The organism is Streptomyces sp. NPDC016309, assembly GCF_043077235.1.
In the GTDB taxonomy this organism is placed as follows: Bacteria; Actinomycetota; Actinomycetes; order Streptomycetales; family Streptomycetaceae; genus Streptomyces.
Genome location: NZ_JBIBSG010000008.1, coordinates 326,430 through 346,400 on the forward strand (window position 1 = coordinate 326,430; position 19,971 = coordinate 346,400).

Annotated in this window: 19 protein-coding genes; 9 read left to right on the plus strand and 10 right to left on the minus strand. The window is 72.9% G+C overall.

Annotated features, from left to right (window positions below; all coding sequences use genetic code 11):
• Positions 1-51: 51 nt before the first annotated feature.
• The 4 genes from rpe to ACF068_RS22160 all read left to right on the plus strand — a co-directional run bounded on the left by rpe (position 52) and on the right by ACF068_RS22160 (position 4,559).
• Positions 52-735 (plus strand): ribulose-phosphate 3-epimerase, encoded by a 684-nt coding sequence (gene rpe / locus ACF068_RS22145; protein ID WP_392275981.1) that lies wholly within the window; start codon positions 52-54, stop codon positions 733-735.
• Positions 736-820: 85 nt separating this feature from the next.
• Complete coding sequence (locus tag ACF068_RS22150; protein ID WP_392275982.1) at positions 821-1,867, plus strand: sugar-binding transcriptional regulator; 1,047 nt, start codon at positions 821-823, stop codon at positions 1,865-1,867.
• Positions 1,868-2,103: 236 nt separating this feature from the next.
• Positions 2,104-3,549 carry a GuaB1 family IMP dehydrogenase-related protein gene (locus ACF068_RS22155; protein WP_392275983.1) on the plus strand — a complete coding sequence of 482 codons (1,446 nt, stop codon included), beginning with the start codon at positions 2,104-2,106 and terminating at the stop codon, positions 3,547-3,549.
• Between the two features lie 161 nt (positions 3,550-3,710).
• Positions 3,711-4,559: an RNA polymerase sigma factor SigF gene (locus ACF068_RS22160; RefSeq protein WP_392275984.1), complete on the plus strand. Its 849-nt coding sequence runs from the start codon at positions 3,711-3,713 to the stop codon at positions 4,557-4,559.
• Positions 4,560-4,727: 168 nt separating this feature from the next.
• Here ACF068_RS22160 and ACF068_RS22165 read toward each other — a convergent pair whose 3' ends face one another.
• From ACF068_RS22165 to ACF068_RS22200, 8 genes are all read right to left on the minus strand, one after another.
• Positions 4,728-5,093 carry an ATP-binding protein gene (locus ACF068_RS22165; protein ID WP_392276061.1) on the minus strand — a complete coding sequence of 122 codons (366 nt, stop codon included), beginning with the start codon at positions 5,091-5,093 and terminating at the stop codon, positions 4,728-4,730.
• Positions 5,094-5,171: 78 nt separating this feature from the next.
• A complete protein-coding gene (locus tag ACF068_RS22170; RefSeq protein ID WP_392275985.1) occupies positions 5,172-6,458 on the minus strand; it encodes a PP2C family protein-serine/threonine phosphatase in 1,287 nt (428 codons plus the stop codon).
• Positions 6,455-7,471: an ATP-binding protein gene (locus ACF068_RS22175; RefSeq protein WP_392275986.1), complete on the minus strand. Its 1,017-nt coding sequence runs from the start codon at positions 7,469-7,471 to the stop codon at positions 6,455-6,457. Before ACF068_RS22175 ends, ACF068_RS22170 begins: the two co-directional genes overlap by 4 nt.
• Entirely contained in the window at positions 7,468-8,028 is a 561-nt protein-coding gene (locus ACF068_RS22180; RefSeq protein WP_392275987.1) for an ATP-binding protein, read from the minus strand. The genes ACF068_RS22175 and ACF068_RS22180 overlap by 4 nt, the downstream gene beginning before the upstream one ends.
• Complete coding sequence (locus ACF068_RS22185) at positions 8,012-8,422, minus strand: STAS domain-containing protein (RefSeq protein ID WP_392275988.1); 411 nt, start codon at positions 8,420-8,422, stop codon at positions 8,012-8,014. Before ACF068_RS22185 ends, ACF068_RS22180 begins: the two co-directional genes overlap by 17 nt.
• On the minus strand, positions 8,419-9,324 hold the full coding sequence (locus ACF068_RS22190) for an STAS domain-containing protein (RefSeq protein ID WP_392275989.1): 906 nt from the start codon (positions 9,322-9,324) through the stop codon (positions 8,419-8,421). The genes ACF068_RS22185 and ACF068_RS22190 overlap by 4 nt, the downstream gene beginning before the upstream one ends.
• 206 nt (positions 9,325-9,530) lie before the next feature.
• Positions 9,531-9,788 (minus strand): DUF5133 domain-containing protein, encoded by a 258-nt coding sequence (locus tag ACF068_RS22195; RefSeq protein WP_392276062.1) that lies wholly within the window; start codon positions 9,786-9,788, stop codon positions 9,531-9,533.
• Between the two features lie 153 nt (positions 9,789-9,941).
• Positions 9,942-10,958 (minus strand): GDSL-type esterase/lipase family protein, encoded by a 1,017-nt coding sequence (locus ACF068_RS22200; protein ID WP_392275990.1) that lies wholly within the window; start codon positions 10,956-10,958, stop codon positions 9,942-9,944.
• Positions 10,959-11,250: 292 nt separating this feature from the next.
• On the opposite strand from ACF068_RS22200, the gene ACF068_RS22205 reads away from it, so the two are divergent.
• The 4 genes from ACF068_RS22205 (at position 11,251) to ACF068_RS22220 (ending at position 16,155) form a co-directional block, all read left to right on the plus strand.
• Positions 11,251-12,714, plus strand: a complete 1,464-nt coding sequence (locus ACF068_RS22205; protein ID WP_392275991.1) for an amino acid permease — start codon at positions 11,251-11,253, stop codon at positions 12,712-12,714.
• Between the two features lie 10 nt (positions 12,715-12,724).
• Positions 12,725-13,180 carry an Lrp/AsnC family transcriptional regulator gene (locus tag ACF068_RS22210; protein ID WP_064067061.1) on the plus strand — a complete coding sequence of 152 codons (456 nt, stop codon included), beginning with the start codon at positions 12,725-12,727 and terminating at the stop codon, positions 13,178-13,180.
• A 433-nt stretch (positions 13,181-13,613) separates the two neighbouring features.
• Positions 13,614-14,411 carry a carbon-nitrogen hydrolase family protein gene (locus tag ACF068_RS22215; RefSeq protein WP_392275992.1) on the plus strand — a complete coding sequence of 266 codons (798 nt, stop codon included), beginning with the start codon at positions 13,614-13,616 and terminating at the stop codon, positions 14,409-14,411.
• Positions 14,412-14,460: 49 nt separating this feature from the next.
• The gene (locus tag ACF068_RS22220; protein WP_392275993.1) at positions 14,461-16,155 is read left to right on the plus strand and encodes a flavin monoamine oxidase family protein; all 1,695 of its coding nucleotides are present in this window, start codon (positions 14,461-14,463) and stop codon (positions 16,153-16,155) included.
• A 21-nt stretch (positions 16,156-16,176) separates the two neighbouring features.
• Here ACF068_RS22220 and ACF068_RS22225 read toward each other — a convergent pair whose 3' ends face one another.
• Complete coding sequence (locus ACF068_RS22225) at positions 16,177-16,926, minus strand: DUF5995 family protein (RefSeq protein WP_392275994.1); 750 nt, start codon at positions 16,924-16,926, stop codon at positions 16,177-16,179.
• A 494-nt stretch (positions 16,927-17,420) separates the two neighbouring features.
• On the opposite strand from ACF068_RS22225, the gene ACF068_RS22230 reads away from it, so the two are divergent.
• Complete coding sequence (locus ACF068_RS22230; RefSeq protein ID WP_392276063.1) at positions 17,421-18,557, plus strand: glycoside hydrolase family 6 protein; 1,137 nt, start codon at positions 17,421-17,423, stop codon at positions 18,555-18,557.
• On the opposite strand, the gene ACF068_RS22235 is transcribed toward ACF068_RS22230, so the two are convergent.
• Positions 18,536-19,969, minus strand: coding sequence for a uracil-xanthine permease family protein (locus ACF068_RS22235; RefSeq protein WP_392275995.1), 1,434 nt, complete (start codon positions 19,967-19,969; stop codon positions 18,536-18,538). The two genes, ACF068_RS22230 and ACF068_RS22235, sit on opposite strands and share 22 nt — an antisense overlap.
• Positions 19,970-19,971 lie beyond the last annotated feature (2 nt).

Genomic DNA, 19,971 nt, shown 5'->3' on the forward strand with positions numbered 1-19,971 from the left:
CGCGGCGGCATCGGGTAAAAGAAACCCCATGGGACATGGCAGGCTTGGCTCATGGCCCAGATCAACCCCAGCATCCTGTCCGCCGATTTCGCCCGGCTCGCCGAGGAGGCGAAGGCCGTCGACGGCGCCGACTGGCTCCACGTCGACGTCATGGACAACCACTTCGTGCCCAACCTGACCCTGGGCGTGCCCGTCGTGGAGTCGCTCCGGCGGGCGACGGACACCCCGCTGGACTGCCACCTGATGATCGAGGACCCGGACCGCTGGGCCCCGCAGTACGTGGAGGCGGGGGCCGGGTCGGTCACCTTCCACGTGGAGGCGGCCGCGGCCCCCGTGCGGCTGGCCCGCGAGATCCGGGCCAAGGGCGCGCGGGCGTCGATGGCGCTGAAGCCCGCCACCCCCATCGAGCCGTACGAGGACCTGCTCCCCGAGCTCGACATGCTGCTGATCATGACCGTGGAGCCGGGCTTCGGCGGCCAGGCGTTCCTCGACATCATGCTGCCGAAGATCCGCCGCACCAGGGAGCTGATCTCCAAGCACGGCCTGGAGCTGTGGCTCCAGGTCGACGGCGGGGTCTCGGCCGCCACGATCGAGCGCTGCGCGGAGGCCGGTGCGGACGTCTTCGTCGCCGGTTCCGCCGTGTACGGAGCGGAGGACCCGGCCGCCGCGGTGCGGGCCCTGCGCGAACAGGCCACCGCGGCGACCACCACGGCCGCGTGGGCGTGCGGCCACTGAGCCACGGGTGGACCACGGGCAGATGAACGCAGCCCATCAGGACCGATCGAGGACCGCCGCATCTGCGAGGATGGCGATCCGAAGTGTGAACAGCAGTGAGGAGAACGCGGTGTCTGCTATGTCGGCGGGACGGCCAGCCCTGCGGATGGGACCCGCGGAGCTGGTGCAGGCGGCGGCCATGGCCCGTCGCTTCTATCTCGAGGGCAAGTCCAAGATCCAGATCGCGGAGGAGTTCGGCGTCAGCCGCTTCAAGGTCGCCCGGGTCCTGGAGACCGCCCTCGAGCGTGACCTCGTACGCATCGAGATCCGCGTACCCGCCGAGCTCGACGCGGAGCGCTCCGACGCGCTGCGCGCCCGGTACGGGCTGCGTCACGCGGTGGTCGTCGAGTCCCCGCCGGAGGGCGAGGACGCCTCGCCGGACCCCGAGAACCTGGGCGAGGTCGCGGCCGACCTGCTCGGTGAGCTCGTGGCGGAGGGCGACGTCCTGGGCCTCGCCTGGGGCCGCTCCACCATCCACATGGCGGCCGCCCTCGACCGGCTGCCGCCCTGCACGGTCGTCCAGCTCACGGGCGTGTACGACGCCGGCACCGCCGAGCGCGGCTCGGTGGAGGCGGTACGGCGGGCCGCCCAGGTCTCCGGCGGCGAGGCGCACCCGATCTACGCGCCCATGCTGCTGCCCGACCCGGCGACCGCGGCGGCGCTGCGCAACCAGACCGGCATCGCGCGCGCCTTCGAGTACTTCGACAAGGTCACCGTCGCGGCCGTGTCCATCGGCTCCTGGGAGCCGGGCATCTCCACGGTGCACGACATGCTCACGGACGAGGAGCGGGCGCACTACGCCTCGCTGGGCGTCGCGGCCGAGATGTCGGCCCACCTGTTCGACGCGTCCGGACGCCGGGTCGGCCGGGACCTGGGGGAGCGGTGCATCACGGTCGAGGCCGACCGGCTGCGGCGCATCCCGGAGGTCGTGGCCATCGCGGGCGGCCGCCGCAAGGCCGCGGCGATCGGCGCGGTACTGCGGTCCGGGCTGGTCACCAGCCTGGTCACGGACACCATGGCGGCGGATTACCTGCTCACCGAGTTCACCCCGGGCCCCCGCCCGGCCCTCGACCGCGCGGACCCCGACGAGTAGCCCCGGGCTCCGGCCACCCCGGGGCTCCGCTGCCGTCACCGCCCCCGGGCACCGTCCGGGGGCCGGCGCGCGCCCGGACGGTGCCCGCTTGGAGGAAACCACCAGGGCCCTCCCGCGTCCCTGTGCCTTTCGCCCGGGGCGTACGCGTGTGCGGCCATGGGAGAATGAAGTACGTGCGTTTTCCCCCCGGCTGAAATGCCCGGGGGCCAACTCCGAACGACTGGGATGTTCAGCACGTGCGTTTCCTCAATGACCTGAAGCCGCCGTACGACCTCACGTACGACGACGTATTCATGGTGCCTAGCCGCTCGGCCGTGGGCTCCCGCCAGGGTGTCGACCTGTCCTCCCCCGACGGCACTGGGACCACCATCCCCCTGGTCGTCGCCAACATGACGGCGATCGCCGGCCGCCGGATGGCCGAGACCGTCGCCCGGCGCGGTGGCCTCGTCGTCATCCCCCAGGACATTCCGATCGAGGTCGTCACCGACGTCATCTCCTGGGTCAAGAGCCGTCACCACGTCCTCGACACCCCGATCGTCCTCGACCCGCACCAGACGGTCGCCGACGCGCTGTCGCTGCTGCCCAAGCGCGCGCACAACGCGGCGGTCGTCGTGGACGCCGACCAGCGTCCGATCGGTGTCGTCACCGACGAGGACCTGTCCGGGGTCGACCGCTTCACCCAGCTCTCCGAGGTCATGTCCAAGGACGAGCTGCTGCTGCTCGACGCCGACATCGACCCGCGCGAGGCGTTCAACACCCTCGACCACCACAACCGCCGCTACGCCCCGGCCGTGGACAAGGACGGCCGCCTCGCCGGCATCCTGACCCGCAAGGGCGCGCTGCGCGCCACGCTCTACTCGCCGGCCGTCGACGCCAACGGCATGCTCCGCATCGCCGCCGCCGTCGGCATCAACGGCGACGTCGCCGGCAAGGCCAAGCAGCTTCTCGACGCGGGCGTCGACACCCTCGTCGTGGACACCGCGCACGGCCACCAGGAGTCGATGATCGCCGCGATCAAGGCCGTCCGCGGTCTCGACCCGCACGTGCCGATCGTCGCGGGCAACATCGTCGCCGCCGAGGGCGTGCGCGACCTGATCGAGGCCGGCGCGGACATCATCAAGGTCGGTGTGGGCCCCGGCGCCATGTGCACCACCCGGATGATGACCGGCGTGGGCCGCCCGCAGTTCTCCGCCGTCCTAGAATGCGCCGCCGAGGCCAAGAAGTACGGCAAGCACGTCTGGGCCGACGGCGGTGTCCGTCACCCGCGCGACGTCGCCATGGCGCTCGCCGCCGGCGCGTCGAACGTGATGATCGGCTCCTGGTTCGCCGGTACGTACGAGTCCCCGGGCGACCTCCAGCAGGACGCCAGCGGCCGCCTGTACAAGGAGTCGTTCGGCATGGCGTCCAAGCGCGCCGTCCGCAACCGCACGAGCGAGGAGTCCGCGTACGACCGGGCCCGCAAGGCGATCTTCGAGGAGGGCATCTCGCACTCGCGGATGTTCCTGGACCCGGCCCGCCCGGGCGTCGAGGACCTGATCGACTCGATCATCGCGGGCGTCCGCTCGTCCTGCACGTACGCCGGCGCGGCCTCCCTGGAGGAGTTCGCCGAGAAGGCCATCGTGGGCGTCCAGAGCGCCGCCGGGTACGCCGAGGGCAAGCCGCTGCACGCCAGTTGGAGCTGACGGCCCCTCAAGCCGCGGTCGGAGCGGCCGTTTCGCGCCAGGTGCGCGGAGCGGCCGTTCCGCTTTTTTCACGCCGGGCCGAATCCGTACGCGTGCTCGGGCCGGAGGCGGGTACACGCGCCCTGCGAACGCGTGCAGACAAGAGGGAGGGTGCAGTGTCCATGGCGACCACGATCTCGGCCGGTACCGCCTCGCAGGCCACGACCGGTCTGCCGGAGATCCGGAACCCGGGCGAGGTGGCTCCGAAGGACGCGAAGGAGCTGTCGAAGCAGTTCTTCGACCGGCTGGCTGTTCTCGAGGAGGGGACCGCGGAGTACCAGTACGTCCGCAACACCCTGATCGAGCTCAACCTCTCCCTGGTGAAGTACGCGGCGACCCGCTTCCGCAACCGGGCCGACCAGATGGAAGACATCATCCAGGTCGGCACCATCGGGCTGATCAAGGCGATCGACCGGTTCGACCTCAGCCGCGAGGTGGAGTTCACCACCTTCGCGATGCCGTGCGTCATCGGTGAGATCAAGCGGTTCTTCCGGGACACGAGCTGGTCGGTGCACGTGCCCCGGCGGCTCCAGGAGCTGCGCATCGACATCGCCCGCGCGACCGACGAGCTCTTCCAGCGCCTCGACCGCTCTCCGACCCCGGCCGAACTGGCCGAGCACCTGGGGATGGAGGAGGACGAGATCCTCGAAGGGCTCGTCGCCGCCAACGGGTACACCGCCGGCTCCATCGACCTCCCGCTCGACGACAGCGCCGACAACTCCTCCGAGACGCTGGGCGACCGGCTGGGAGCGCCGGACCGGGAGCTGGAGATCGTCGAGAACGTCCAGGCCCTGAAGCCGCTCATCGAGAAGTTCGACGAGCGCGACCGGCGCATCCTGCGCATGCGGTACGTGGACGAGATGACCCAGGCCGAGATCGGCGCGGAGCTGGGGGTGTCGCAGATGCACGTCTCCCGGCTGCTGTCGCGGATCACCGCGCGGCTGCGGGAAGGACTCCTGGCCGTGGAGTGACTCCACCGGCCGGTCACCGCCGGCGCCCGGGCCCCACGGTCCGGACGCCGGCGGACGCGCTTGTGGGGTGGGCGGGGGACGGCGCGGCGATTCCGGTACGGAGGCCGTGACGGCCTGACGGCCTGACCGCCCGACCGTGCCGCCCGTGCCGCCGCGAGGGGGGCCGGATCAGGCCGCGGCCGCCCGGCGCGACCAGATCGCCCGAACCGTCTTGCCCGCCGCCGTCGGGCGGACCTCCACCCGGCCCGCCAGGCTCAGCACCATCGGCCAGCCGAAGCCGCCGCCACCGCCCGTGAAGTCCGGCGTCCGCGCCTCGGGAACGGCGTGGCTGGAGTCGTCCAGCTCCACGGCCAGCTCGCCCGGCTCGGCCCGCATCCGCAGCCGCCACCAGCCGGTCGTGTGGCGCAGGGCGTTGGCGGTCAGCTCCGTGACCACCAGTTGCACGGCGTCCAGGTCTGCCCACGGGCAGTGCTCGGTGACGAAACGCGCGGCCGAGTCACGGGCCGAGGCACAGTCGACGGAGGGCGAAATCATGACAACCACGAGCGGCTCCTTCATCCTTCACCGCTCGCTTACCCAGACCTCGTGCGTTCACCACGGGTCCGGCGAGGATCAGCCGCGTACCCGCCGCACGGTCAGGGCGACGGTGTCGTCCGGATGCAGGATCACCGTGTGCATCTCGTCGGCGATGGCGGCCGGGATCTCCTCTATCGGCAGGTGCCGGTGCCGGCGGGCCGCCCGCGCCAGCCGCAGCTCGCCCTCCCGGGGGTCACGGCGGCTCTCGGTCAGCCCGTCCGTGTAGAGCACCAGCAGATCCCCGGGGTCGAGCCGGGCGCGCAGCAGCCGCTCGCTGCCGGGCAGCGGGAAGCCGATGCCCCGGCCGCGCACCTCCAGCAGGGACGATTCCCCGTCCTCCCGTACGAGGAGGGCCGGCGGGTGGCTGCCGTTGGCCAGCACCAGTTCCCCGCTGTCCGGGTCGAGCCGCACGAGCTGCACGGTGGCCATCAGCTCGTGGTCGAAGGTGGCGAGCACCTCGTCCGTCCGGGCGACGATCGACTCCAGGGGGTGCCCCTCCAGGGCCAGGGTGCGGACCGCGTGGGTGACGTTGAGCGCGCTGCGCGTACTGGTCAGTCCGTGCCCCAGGGCGTCCACGATCGTGATGTGCACGGTGCCGTCCGGCAGGACGAACCAGTCGTAGAGGTCGCCGCCCGTCGGGGCGTGCTTCTCCGCGGGTTCGTAGTGGACGGCCATCTCCAGGCCCGGCACCCGTACCGGCGGCGGGCGCAGGGCGTCCTCGAGCTGGCGCAGTATCCGGCCGTGGGCCTGGCGCAACTGCTCGTCGCGCTCTTCGAGCTGCACGTACAGGGCCAGCACGCCGCTGTTCGTCTCGGCCAGCTCGTGCTTGAGGCGCTGGTGGTCCTCGGCGAGCGCGTCCGCCCGGTCCACGGCGGCGCTCAGCTCCTCCTCCAGCAGCTCCACCAGACCCGGCGGGTCGTCCCGGCCGGTGTCCTCGGCGGACGGGACGGGGGCGGGGACCCGCCACACGGCGGCCGTGCCGGGCAGCTGCTCCGCGGGCAGCGGCAGCCCCTCCAGGGAGGGCCGGCGCGGCGCGTGCGGCAGGTGCAGCCGTACGACGAGCCGCCCCTCCGCGGCACCGTCGCCCGGCCCGCCGCCGGCCCGCCCCTCGCCCGGGCGGCCGTCCGCACGGCCGGAGGGCCGCGGCGGCACGGTCTCCAGCAGGACGGGCCGGCCGGCCGCGAGCTCGGCGCGCGCCACCCTGGTCGCCGACAGCGCCAGCCGGTAGCGCAGTTCGACGGACAGGCCGGCCCGGTGGGCCAGCCGTCGCAGGGCGCTGCGCAGCCCCGCGAGCGAGTGCAGGGTGGTGATCTGCGGTTTCATGGCTCTCTCCGGGCCGGGCCGAGCGCGAGGACGGTCGCGTCGTCCCGGCTCCGCCGGTTCTCGTGGACGAGGGCTGCGGCGAGCAGCGGCGCGGGCAGCCCCGTGAGGAACGGGGTCAGGGTGTGCGTCCACCCGGCGTCGATGCCGTCGCTGTGCAGCAGGGCGATGGCGCCCGGTTCGGCCGGCACCCGCTGCACCCGCGGTTCGGGCATGTTCCAGCCGACGACCCCGGGCTGGCCGCCGAAGCGCCGGCGCACCCCGTCGTGTCCCAGCAGCAGGGCGCGCACATTGCCCACCGAGCAGTGGTCCACACCGTCGGGGGACAGACGCAGCAGCCCGACCGCCGCGCCCCTGCTGCGCCGCAGCGCCCGGTTCATCGCGCGCAGCAACTGCGGCAGCGGCTGGTCCGGGTCCCGGTGGAAGGCGCGGACGGCCGCCTCGGCCGCCTCGGCCGCCGGCGTGCCGTGCCCGAGGCCGTCGACGACCAGGGCGGTGCGTATCTCCCCGGACACGGCCAGACCCCAGGAGTCGCCGCACGCGGTCTCCCCGTCGGCGGGCACGCGCACCGCGCCCACGCCGGGCGTCCCCTCGGCGGGGCCGCCGCCCGGCTCACCCAGCCGGGCGGAGACGACGGTGCCGGTGCCCTCCCTCGTCCGTACGGTGAACTCGTCCGCGATCCGGCGGACCGCGCCCAGGCCGGAGCCGAGCGTGCGGCTGGTGGTGTACCCGTCGGTGAGGCACTGCTCCAGGTCCGCCATGCCCGGCCCCCGGTCGACGGCGAGGATCTCCACCCCGGCGCGCAGCGGCAGCGGCTGGATGTACAGGGAGCCGCGCCGGGCGTGCTTGGCCACGTTGCCGGCCAGCTCGCTGGCGAGGACGGCCGCCTGGTCGGGCAGCGCGCCGGTGAGCCCCTGTTCCAGCGCCGTCCGGCGGGCGGCCGTGGCCGCGAGCTGGACGGCGCTGTAGTGGTCCACCGGGACGTGGGTGGTGACGGACTCCGGTGACCTCGTCAACGGTCGTTCCAGCGCGTCACGACGACGGTGGTGCCCTGCCCCGGGCGGCTGTGGACCTGGAACTCGTGCATCAGCCGCCGGGCGCCGCCCAGGCCGTGGCCCAGCCCGCCGCCGGTGGTGAACCCGTCGGTTAGCGCCTCCTCCAGGTCGGGGATGCCGGGCCCGTCGTCCCGGACCGTCAGCCGCAGGCCCCGGCGCCCGGCCCGGGTCGCGGCCTCGATCTCCAGGGAGCCGCCGCCCCCGTGGACGTAGGCGTTGCGGGCGAGCTCACTGGCGGCGGTCACGATCCTGGTCTGGTCGACCAGACCGAAGCCGGCCTCGATCGTGGCGGCCCGCACCGCGTGGCGGACCGTCAGCAGGTCTTCCTCGGAGGCGACGTTGAAGCGCGACCCGGCGCCGTGGCCGCCGGCCGGTGGCGGCGGGTCCGCGGGGCCGCCGTCGGACGCGTCGGCGCGGGTGCCGGACGGCCCGGCCGCGACGGAGGAGCCGGAGAGGGGGGAGCGCTGGGCGATCAGCTCGGAGCCCGGTGTCGCCACCCGTTCACCGCCGAGCGTCACGTCGGACCTCCCCCGGGGGTCGGGGCATACGGTGCCAGCCGAGTGCGGTCAGGCCCTGTTCCGCGTTGAGGGCCGTCTCGACGCCGGTCAGTTGCAGGCCGAGCTCGACCAGGGTGATGGCGACCGCCGGCCGCATCCCGGCCACGATCACCCGGGCGCCGAGCAGCCGGGCCATGGTGGTGAGTTCCATCAGGGTGCGCGCGACGAACGAGTCGATGATCTCCAGCCGGGAGATGTCGATCAGCACACCCCTGGCGCCGTCCCCGGCGATCCGCTCGGTGAGCTCGTCGGTGAAGGCCACCGCCGACTGGTCGTCCAGCTCATTGAGCAGCCCGGTGACCAGCACGTCGCCGAGCCGCAGGATCGGCACGCCGGTGGCGCGCGGGGCCGTCACGCGGTCACCGGCCGGGCGCTGACGGCGTCCTGGCCGACGGGGTCCTGGCCGACGGCGGGCTGGTCGGTCAGCCGGATGGCGGCGGCCAGGGCGTCCGCCAGGGTGGCCCGGGTCAGGATGGTCGACAGGTCGATGCCCAACTGCGCGATGGTCTGGGCGATCGGCGGCCGGATCCCGCTGATCACACAGTCCGCGCCCATCAGCCGCACCGCGTTGACGGTGTGCATCAGGTGCTGGGCGACCGCGGTGTCGACGGCCGGCACTCCGGTGATGTCGATGATGGCGACCTGGGCCTCGTTGTCCTGGATCGCCTGGAGGAGGCTCTCCATCACGACCTGCGTGCGGGCGGTGTCCAGCGTGCCGATCAGGGGTACGGCCAGCACGTGCCGCCACAGCCGGACCACCGGCGTGGAGACCTCCAGCAGTTGTCGGCTCTGCCGCTGGATGATCTCCTCGCGCCCCTCCACGTACGTCTCGAAGGAGAGCACACCGGCCGCGTCCAGCAGCCGGTTGACCAGGATGGCGGCGGAGAACAGCTCGGCCGAGTCGCGGGTGGTGTGCTGCACGGCGGACAGCAGCGCCTCCTTGAGCGACAGCACGGCCAACGACGTGGCGGTCGGAGAGGCACCGGCCCGCGCGCGGCGCAGCGACAGCTCTATGACCGTCTGGCGCAGCTCGTTGCGGGACGCCACCAGGCGTTCCACCGGTACGTCACTGGCCAGGCCCGCCGCGAGGGCGGAGATCAGCAGGTCCGCTTCCTCGCGCACCTCGTGCTCGCTCATGTCCGTGCTGAGCACCGCCTGCTCCAGCTGGAGCCGGACCCAGCGGTCCGCGATCTCCTCCTCGCGCTCCCGCAGGGCCTCACAGAGGCGGTCCCGCACGCTCGATTCGCTGGTGTTCACAAGCACCTCTCGCAGTCGGAAACGGTTCGGGCGGGTTTCCGCGGCGAGGCGCCGGAAACATCGACGGGATGGCCGCCCGGCCCGCTTCTCGTGTGCAACGGCGGTTGGATCGTAGTGGCCGGGGGCGGTGGGAAGAAACGTGACTCCACCGCGCGGACGCCGAGGGCGGCGACCGGAGAGTGCCGGTCGCCGCCCTCCCCGTCCGCTCAGCGCGAGACCGACGCCGCCGCGACGGTCACCGGCTCCCCGGCCGCCCTGACGGTCACCTGCTCCCCGGCCGCCGCGATCGCCTGCCGGGCCACCCGCAGAGCGTCGCGTATGTCACGTGTGCCGGTGGACACGCACAGGGTGTAGGCGGTGTCCTCCCGTTGACGCACGATCTTCGGGTCCACCGACTCCGCACCGGATGCGGCCAGTTCCTCATACCTGGCCACGAGCTTGCGCAGCATCGACGGGTGCGCCATCAGCACGTCAGAACCTCCTTGTGGCGGAAAACCCCGGACCTGGGATTGTCAGCCGGAAAATGTTGTCACCGGCCAGAGGCGCCCCTACCCCGACGTCGTCGGGTCATTCCCCCTCACCTCCCTCCGGCACGGATGTGCGCGGTGGACCGGCCGTCACCTCCCGGTGAGCACCCGTCCCCGGAGCGGCCCCGCGGTCCGTACCGCCGAGGCGACCGCGGCGGCGACCCGCGCGTGGCCCGCGTCGTCCGGATGCAGACCGTCCGCGAGGTGCCCGGGCCCCAGCAGGTCCCGCCCGGGCAGCAGGGCCAGCCGCTCGTCACCGGCCGCGACCAGGTCCCGGACGGCCTCCTCCATGGCGGTGCGCAGCTCGGCGAGCGTCGCGCCCAGGGCGTTGGCCGTCGACTCCGCCTCGGGGCGCAACAGCGGCGAGAGCAGCAGCAGGGGTGTGTCCGGATGGCCCCGGCGCACCAGGGTGATGAACGCCCGCGTCGTCTCGTACAGCAGGGGCGCCGAGTGCGGGACGCCGGACCAGCAGTTCGTGCCGAACGCCAGGGTGAGGAGGTCGGCGGGGAGGGCGGCCAGGTGCTGGGCGGTGGGCAGCTCGCCGCGCCCGCAGCCCGCGTAGCCGAGGTTGACCGTGTCCAGGCCCAGGGCCCGTCCGGCGACGGCGGGCCAGGAGTGGGCGGGGCGGGTGGACCACCAGCCCTCGGTGATCGAGTCGCCGTGCACCAGCCAGCGGGGCCGCGGGGGAGCGGGGGAGAGGGTGCCGCCGACGGCCCGGAGCCCCAGGACGTCGGGGGCCTGGCTCTCCGGCGGGTGGACGGTGTAGGGCCCTGGCCCCCCGGGAAGCGGGACGGTGACGGTGGCTTCCTCGGCGGGGTCGGCGAGGGCCTCGTGGACGCATGTCCGGCCCTCCCAGAGCGCGAAGCAGTGCGCCAGCCGGCGCAGGTCCCGGGGCGCGTCCGGCACGGTGGCCCGGTAGCGGATCTCCACGGCCCGGGTGCCCGGCGACACCGTGAACTCCAGGCGTACGCCGATGGGCAGCTCGGCCCGCCGGGCCGAGTCCCACGTCAGGCGCGCCAGGTCGGCCGGGTCGGCGCGCACCGCGCGGCCGCGGTCGTCGAGCCAGGCCGTCCCGCGGAGGAAGGGCACCGGATCCTGCCAGGTCATGCGGGTCTCCTCAGGTCGGTGAAATGCCTGCCCCGGACCCCCAATGTGTCGATTCGTGCGGCGGGGCGCAATGTTTCCCCGTCTGTGCCCCAAGCGCGCAATGATCAATCGTCGGTGCGCAACAACCCTGCATTACGAGCGCGAACCGCACATCGTAGGCTCAGGGCCCGTACCAGGAGTGGCGGCGACCGCCTGCTCGGCGGTTCCCCTTCCCCGTGGTCTGCGCACGCACGCCCACGGAGCCGCCGCGGGTCGCCTCCGTTCGACCCGCAGCCATGAAGGAGCCTCCGCAGTGCTGGACCAAGGCGCAGCCCCTCCCGCCACCGAGAAGTCCGCGCCCAAGGCGTCCGGCCTCTCCGCCCTCACCCGCCGCAAGCCGGTGGACGTGCTGGTCGCAGAGGGTGGACAGGGTGAGGGCGGTTCCCTCCGCCGCTCACTCTCCATGTGGCAGCTCACCATGATCAGCATCGGTGCCACGCTCGGCACCGGTATCTTCGTCGTCCTCGGGGACGCCGTCCCGCAGGCCGGACCCGCGGTCACCCTGGCGTTCGTGATCGCCGGTCTCACCGCCCTCTTCTCCGCCCTCTCCTACGCCGAGCTGGCCGGCTCGATCCCCGTCGCCGGCTCCTCGTACTCGTACGCGTACGCAACGATGGGCGAACTCGTCGCCTGGGTCTGCGGCTGGTGCCTGGTGCTGGAGTACGGCGTCTCGGTCGCCGCGGTGGCCGTCGGCTGGGGCGAGTACCTCAACGAGCTCCTGAACGGCACCATCGGCGTCACGATCCCGGACGTGCTCTCCTCCGCGCCCGGCGAGGGCGGTGTCATCAACCTGCCCGGCCTGATCGTCGTGATGCTCGCCATGGTCTTCCTGCTCGGCGGCGCCCGTGAGTCCGCCCGCATCAACACGATCATGGTCGTGGTGAAGATGGCCGCGCTGGTCCTCTTCTGCGCCATCGGCTTCATGGGCTTCAAGTCCGGCAACTACGCCGACTTCATGCCGCTCGGCATGGCGGGCGTCAGCGCCGCCGGTGCCAGCCTCTTCTTCTCCTACATCGGCTTCGACGCCGCCTCCACGGCCGGCGAGGAGGCCAAGAACCCGCAGCGTGACCTGCCGCGCGCGATCATGCTGTCGCTGATCATCGTCACCGCGCTGTACGTCCTGGTCGCCGGTGTCGCCGTCGGCGCGCAGAACTGGAAGGACTTCGAGGGCTCCGAGGCCTCGCTCGCCGCGATCATGAACGACGTCAGCGGCCACGCCTTCTGGGGCACGCTCCTCGCCGCCGGCGCCGTCATCTCCATCGCCAGCGTCGTGCTGACCGTGCTGTACGGCCAGACCCGCGTCCTGTTCGCCATGTCCCGCGACGGCCTGGTCCCCAAGGCGTTCGGCAAGGTGGACGAGAAGACCGGCACCCCGCGCGTCAACACCGTGATCGTGTCCGTCTTCTGCGGTCTGCTCGCCTCCGTCATCCCGCTGGGTGAGCTGGTCGACGCCACCAGCATCGGCACCCTGTTCGCCTTCGCCCTGGTCAACATCGCGGTGATCGTGCTGCGCCGCACCCGTCCGGACATGCCGCGCACCTTCCGGGTCCCGCTCGGCTGGCTCTTCCCGGTGCTGGGCTTCCTGTTCTGCGCGTACAACATGTTCAGCCTCGACGCCATCACGTGGATCGTCTTCGGTGTCTGGATGGCCGTCGGCCTCGTGTTCTACTTCCTGTACGGCATGCGCCGCTCCCGTTTGGCCACCGCAGAGAAGTGACCCACGCCCAGTGCGACTGAACGATCTCGACGAACGCATCGTCCACGCCCTCGCCGAGGACGCCCGCCGTTCCTACGCCGACATCGGCTCGCTCGTCGGTCTGTCCGCGCCCGCCGTCAAGCGGCGGGTGGACCGGCTGCGGGCCGAAGGGGCCATCACCGGGTTCACCGTCCGGGTGGACCCGGCGGCGCTCGGCTGGGAGACCGAGGGGTTCATCGAGATCTACGCACGGGGCAACACCTCGCCCGAGACCATCCAGCGCGGTCTCGAGCGTTACCCGGAGGTCGCGGCCGCGTCCACCGTCACCGGTGACGCGGACGCGATCGTCCAGGTCTTCGCCTCCGACATGCGCCACTTCGAGCGCGTGCTGGAGCGCATCGCGGGCGAGCCGTTCGTGGAGCGCACCAAGTCGGTGCTGGTGCTCTCCCCCCTGCTGCGGCGCTTCTCCTCCGGCTCGCCGGCCTAGGGAGTGTCCGGGAAAGTATCGGCGTGCGCCCGGAGGCCAGGGGAGGCTTTCCGGATACGACCTAGGGGGCGTCTCGCCGATCTTGCCGGGCTCTCGCTGATCCGGCCTGATCGACACCACACTCCCTAGCCCGTACGGACCCGGTCCCCGCCCCGTCCTCGGAGGTGGCGGCGGAGCCCTCCGGGCTGGTGGGAGGCGCCGGCCCGCCGCGTCGCGGCCCGGGGGCGACCTGGCTCCGACGCTCGGCGAGGGAGCCTTCCGAGCCAGGGAGAGCGGCCGCGCAATGAATCACCGCGCGGCACCCCTTCCGCGCAATGGATCGGTCGTCGGTCCGCAACGGTCACGCCTTGTCCCGGAAGAACCCCGGACCGTACCGTTTTGAACGTCTTACGACACCTTCCCCGCCCGTCACGCACCCGACCGAGGTCTGCCGATGCCGCCGCTGCGCACCGCCCTGCTCCAGAGCTCCGGACAGCCCGGTGACGTCGCCGCCAACCTCAAGGTCCTCGACGAGGCCGCCGGCCGTGCCGCCGCTACCGGCGCGGAGCTGCTGGTCGCCCCCGAGATGTTCCTCACCGGGTACGCGATCGGTGACGGGATCGCCCGGCTGGCCGAGCCCGCCGACGGCGACTGGGCCGACGCCGTGGCCGACATCGCCGAGCGTCACGGCCTCGCCGTCGCCTACGGCTACCCCGAGCGCGACGGCGACCACGTGTACAACGCCGCCCAGCTCATCGGCCCGGACGGCACCCGGCTGCTGAGCTACCGCAAGACCCACCTCTACGGCGGCTTCGAGACCGGTGCCTTCACGCCCGGCGACCAGCCGGTCGTCCAGGCGCAGCTCGGCGGACTGCGCGTCGGCCTGATGATCTGCTACGACGTCGAGTTCCCCGAGAACGTGCGGGCGCACGCCCTGGCCGGCACCCAGCTCCTGCTGGTGCCCACCGCCCTGATGCACCCCGCCGAGATCGTCGCCGAGTCCGTGGTGCCGGTGCGCGCCTTCGAGAACCAGATCTACATCGCGTACGCCAACCGCACCGGCCCCGAGGGCGAGTTCGAGTTCGTCGGCCTGTCCGCCCTGGCCGGCCCCGACGGCACCGCCCGCGCCCGCGCCGGCCGCGGCGAGGAGCTCGTCACCGGCGACGTCGACCCGGAGCTGCTGACCTCCTCGCGCGAGGCGAACCCCTACCTGCGCGACCGCCGCCCCGGCCTCTACACCTCCCTCGTCTGAGCCCCGCCTCCCGCCCCGCCCCAGCTTTCCCGCAAGGAGTCCGTACCCCATGACGTCCACGGTGCCCACCGCCGTCCAGCACACCGACGCGCAGCCGCCGATCACCATGTTCGGTCCGGACTTCCCGTACGCGTACGACGACTACCTGGCCCACCCGGCCGGGCTCGGCCAGATACCCGCGACCGAGCACGGCACCGAGGTCGCCGTGATCGGCGGCGGGCTGTCCGGCATCGTCGCCGCGTACGAGCTGATGAAGATGGGCCTCAAGCCCGTCGTCTACGAGGCCGACCAGATCGGCGGCCGGCTGCGCACCGTCGGCTTCGAGGGCACCGGCACCGAGGGCCTGACCGCCGAGATGGGCGCCATGCGGTTCCCGCCCTCCTCGACCGCGCTCCAGCACTACATCGACCTCGTCGGCCTGGAGACCCGCCCGTTCCCCAACCCGCTCGCCGAGTCGACCCCGTCGACCGTCGTCGACCTCAAGGGCGAGTCCCACTACGCGGAGACCATCGACGACCTGCCGCAGGTCTACCGCGACGTGGCCAAGGCCTGGAACGAGTGCCTGGAGGAGGGCGCGGACTTCTCCGACATGAACCGCGCCATGCGCGAGCGCGACGTCCCGCGCATCCGCGAGATCTGGGGCAAGCTCGTCGAGAAGCTGGACAACCAGACCTTCTACGGCTTCCTCTGCGAGTCCGAGGCCTTCAAGTCCTTCCGGCACCGCGAGATCTTCGGCCAGGTCGGCTTCGGCACCGGCGGCTGGGACACCGACTTCCCCAACTCCATCCTGGAGATCCTCCGCGTCGTCTACACCGAGGCGGACGACCACCACCGCGGCATCGTCGGCGGCTCCCAGCAGCTACCGCTGCGCCTGTGGGAGCGCGAGCCGGAGAAGATCGTCCACTGGCCGCTCGGCACGTCGCTGAAGTCGCTCCACGAGGGCGACCCCAAGCCCGCCGTCACGCGCCTGCACCGCACCGCCGGCAACCGCATCACCGTCACCGACGCGAACGGCGACATCCGCACGTACCAGGCGGCGATCTTCACCGCCCAGTCCTGGATGCTGCTGTCCAAGATCGCCTGTGACGACTCGCTGTTCCCCATCGACCACTGGACGGCGATGGAGCGCACCCACTACATGGAGTCGTCCAAGCTCTTCGTCCCGGTCGACCGGCCCTTCTGGCTGGACAAGGACGAGGAGACGGGCCGTGACGTCATGTCGATGACGCTCACCGACCGGATGACCCGCGGCACGTACCTGCTGGACGACGGCCCGGACAAGCCGGCCGTCATCTGCCTGTCGTACACCTGGTGCGACGACAGCCTGAAGTGGCTGCCGCTCTCCGCCAACGAGCGCATGGAGGTCATGCTCAAGTCGCTCGGTGAGATCTACCCGAAGGTCGACATCCGCAAGCACATCATCGGCAACCCGGTGACCGTGTCGTGGGAGAACGAGCCCTACTTCATGGGCGCCTTCAAGGCCAACCTGCCGGGTCACTACCGCTACCAGCGGCGCCTGTTCACCCACTTCATGCAGGACCGGCTGCCCGAGGACAAGCGCGGCATCTTCCTCGCGGGCGACGACATCTCCTGGACGGCCGGCTGGGCCGAGGGCGCCGTCCAGACCGCGCTGAACGCCGTGTGGGGCGTCATGCACCACTTCGGTGGCGGGACGGACGCCACGAACCCCGGCCCGGGCGACGTCTACGACGAGATCGCCCCGGTGGAACTCCCGGAGGACTGACGGCCGGCACCGCGCGGGACGTCAGTGTCCGGGCGGTGCGAGCGGGGTCAGCAGCATCCGTCCCACGAGCCCGACGGAGCGGTCGAGGCGTTCGGTGAACTCCTCGGCCGGCTCCGGGGGCCCGCCCGCCCGGGTCGGCCCGGCCAGTCCGGTCAGCCGCCCCAGCCGCTCGAGCTGCCACAGGGAGCGGGCCGCGAGCCATGCCCCCTCGCGGGCCCGCTCCAGGCTCCAGCAGCCCACCAGATGGGTCAGCGGGTCGGCGATCTCCAGCAGGTCGGGGCCCGGCATCAGCTCCTCGCGGATGCGCTCCTCCAGCAGTACGAGGATGTCGCCCACCCGGTCGAACTCCTCCTCCAGGTCGGCCGGTTCGCAGCCGAGCGTACGACAGGCGTCCACCACGGCCAGCGCCAGATCGTGCCCGACGTGCGCGTTGATGCCCGCCAGGGCGAACTGCAACGGCCGTACGCCGGGATGGCGCCGGTAGTCGAACAGCGGCCGCCAGCACGCGGGCGGACGCCCGCCCGCGGCGACCGCGTCGACGGCCGCGAGGTACCTCTCCGCGAACCGTACGTCCAGCGTGGCGGCGGCCCGCCGGTCCGCGAACCCGCCCGCGTCGATGCGCCGGGCGATCTCCTCCGTGACGGTCAGGTAGACCCGGTTGAACACGGCCACGCCGTCCGCCGCCGGCCACAGTTCGCGGAACGCCCGCATCCGGGTCAGGACGGGGCCGACCGCCGAGGGGGCCGCCGAGAACTGTTCGATCTGCGCCATGGGGGCAGCGTCCCAGTAGGTAGGCTCTCGGTGGTGTCATCGCGCCGGGCTTCCCCGGAACGGGGGAACGATCCGCCCGGGCGAGCACCCAGGGGGAGGGGAAAACCACGGTGTCAGGCGTGCGCGCACAGCGCCCGACGAAGCGTACGGGCCGCACCGGGCCACCGGAACGAGCCGCCCGCCACGAGGCGGAGGCCCCGTACGCGGCGGCCCCGCACAGGCCGGATCCGGCCACCACGGGCCCGGCGACCGGCCCGGGCGCGGATCCGGCGGACGCGGCGGAGCCGGGGGCGGCCGCCTGGTCCGGGACGGAGCTGCCCGGCAGCGGTGGCACCGGCGGGCCCGGGCGCGACGGCGGTGGCCGGGGTGGCCGTGGCGGTCGTGGCGGGGGCCAGGACCGCCCGGGCGGCCCCGGCGGCGGTGGCGAAGGCGGCGGACGGCGGCGGGCGCGGGGACGCCGCGCCGAGCGGCGCCGCACCGCGCGCCGTCACGCCATGGCGGCCGCCGCCTCGGTGGTCGTCGCCGTCGGCACCGTCAGCGGCCTGCTCGCCGCGACCGGGGGCGACCGCGACGACTCGGCCCGGCCGCGCCCCGAGGTGTCGGCCAGCGCCCTGCCCGTACCGCTGCCCGCGCGGCCCAGCCCCACGGCCGCCTCGCCCTCACCGTCCCCGACGCCCTCGCGCACCCCGGCGAAGCCGTCCGCCGCGCCGAGGCCCAAGCCCTCCGTGACCAAGAAGCGGGCGCCCCGGGCGCCCGCCCCGCGGACCGTGTCGGCGGCCCTGTACCGCCATCCGGAGTCGCAGGTCCTGGACTGGGTGCGTGCCAACCCCGGCGACCCGCGCCGGCCGGTCATCGAGTCCCGGATCGCCGACCAGCCGGCCGCGGTCTGGTTCGCCGAGTACGACCCGGGCGCCATCACCGGCCGGGTCCGCGCGGTCACCTCCGGGGCAGCCGCCGCCGGGCGCGTGCCCGTCCTCGTGCCGTACGCGATACCCGACCGGGACTGCGGCGGCGCCTCGCAGGGCGGCGCGCCGGACCTGGACGCCTACGACGGCTGGATACGGAACTTCGCGGACGGGCTCGGCAGCGGGCCGGTCATCGTCGTCCTGGAGCCGGACTCGATCGCGCTCGCCGACTGCCTCTCGGACGGGCAGCGGGCCGCCCGCTACGCCTCGCTCGCCCGCGCGGGCAAGGCGCTGCGGGCCGCCAACCCGCAGGCCAAGGTGTACTTCGACGCGGGCCACTCCGGCTGGCACTCGGCCGCGAAGATGGCCGGCGCCCTCCGCGAGGCGGGCGCCGCGACCAGCAGCGACGGCATCTTCACCAACGTCTCGAACTTCCACGGCACCGCCGACGAGGCCGCCTACGCGCGCCGGGTGCTCACCGCGCTCGGCGGACCGTCCCACCTGGGTGCCGTCATCGACACCAGCCGCAACGGCAACGGCGCCCCCGCGCCCGGTGAGTGGTGCGACCCGGCCGGCCGGGCACTCGGCCGGACCCCGACGACCCGGACCGGTGAGGCCCGGATCGACGCCTACCTGTGGATCAAGCTGCCTGGGGAGTCGGACGGCTGCTCCGGTGCGGCGGGGGAGTTCTCCGCCGACTACGCCTACGACTTGGCGACCGGCTGATCGCCGCCGGTGCCGTCTTGGTCTCCGGTGCCGTCTCCGTCTTCGGTGTCGTACGCGGAGGTGCCGGCGTCCAGCAGCGGTTCCTGCTGCTTGAGGTGGGCCGGGGCGAAGGCGCGCAGCACGTGGTAGCCGGTGATGACGACGATCGTGCCGAGCGCGATGCCGCCCAGCTCGAAGTTGTCGGTGATCTTCAGGCTGACGCCGCCGACGCCGATGATGATGCCCGCGGCGGCGGGGACGAGGTTGAGCGGATTGCGCAGGTCCACCCGGGCGTTGGTCCAGATCTGCGCGCCCAGCAGGCCGATCATTCCGTAGAGGATCACGGTGATCCCGCCCAGGACGCCGCCGGGGATGGCCGCGACGACCGCGCCGAACTTGGGGCACAGGCCGAAGAGCAGCGCGAAGCCGGCGGCGGCCCAGTAGGCGGCCGTCGAGTAGACGCGGGTGGCGGCCATGACGCCGATGTTCTCGGAGTATGTGGTGTTCGGCGGGCCGCCCACGGCGGTGGACAGGACCGAGGCGGCGCCGTCCGCGGCGATGGCGGTCCCGAGCTGGTCGTCCAGCGGGTCGCCGGTCATCTCGCCGACCGCCTTGACGTGCCCGGCGTTCTCCGCCACCAGCGCGATGACGACCGGCAGCGCGACGAGGATCGCCGACCACTCGAAGGCGGGGGCGTGGAAGGACGGCAGTCCGACCCAGTCGGCCTTGGCGACGCCGGACAGGTCCAGCCGCCAGTGGTCGACGGCCTCGGGGCCGCCGAGCGGGGAGTGGATCCGGCCGAAGACCAGGTCGAACAGCCAGGACACGGCGTAACCGAAGACCAGCCCCAGGAAGATGGCCACCCGCGACCAGAAGCCGCGCAGACAGACGACGGCGAGACCGGTGAACAGCATCACCAGCAGCGCGGTCCACTGGTCCTGGGGCCAGTACGTCGAGGCCGTCACCGGCGCCAGGTTGAAGCCGATCAGCATGACGACGGCGCCCGTCACGATCGGCGGCATCGCCGCGTGGATGATCCGGGCGCCGAAGCGCTGTACCGCGAGGCCCGCCAGGAACAGCACGGCGCCGACCACGAGGACCGCCCCGGTGACGGTGGCGCTGTCGCCGCCCGACGCCCGGATGGTCGCCGCCACGCCCACGAAGGACAGGGAGCAGCCGAGGTAGCTGGGCACCCTGCCGCGGGTGGCGAGCAGGAAGATCACCGTGGCGACGCCGGACATCATGATCGCCAGGTTGGGGTCGAGCCCCATGAGCACGGGTGCCACGAACGAGGCACCGAACATGGCCACCACGTGCTGTGCGCCGAGCCCGACCGTACGGGGCCACGACAGCCGTTCGTCGGGACGGACCACGGCTCCGGGAGCGGGTGTCCGTCCGTCGCCGTGCAGGGTCCAGCGCACGCCGAGGTTCATGG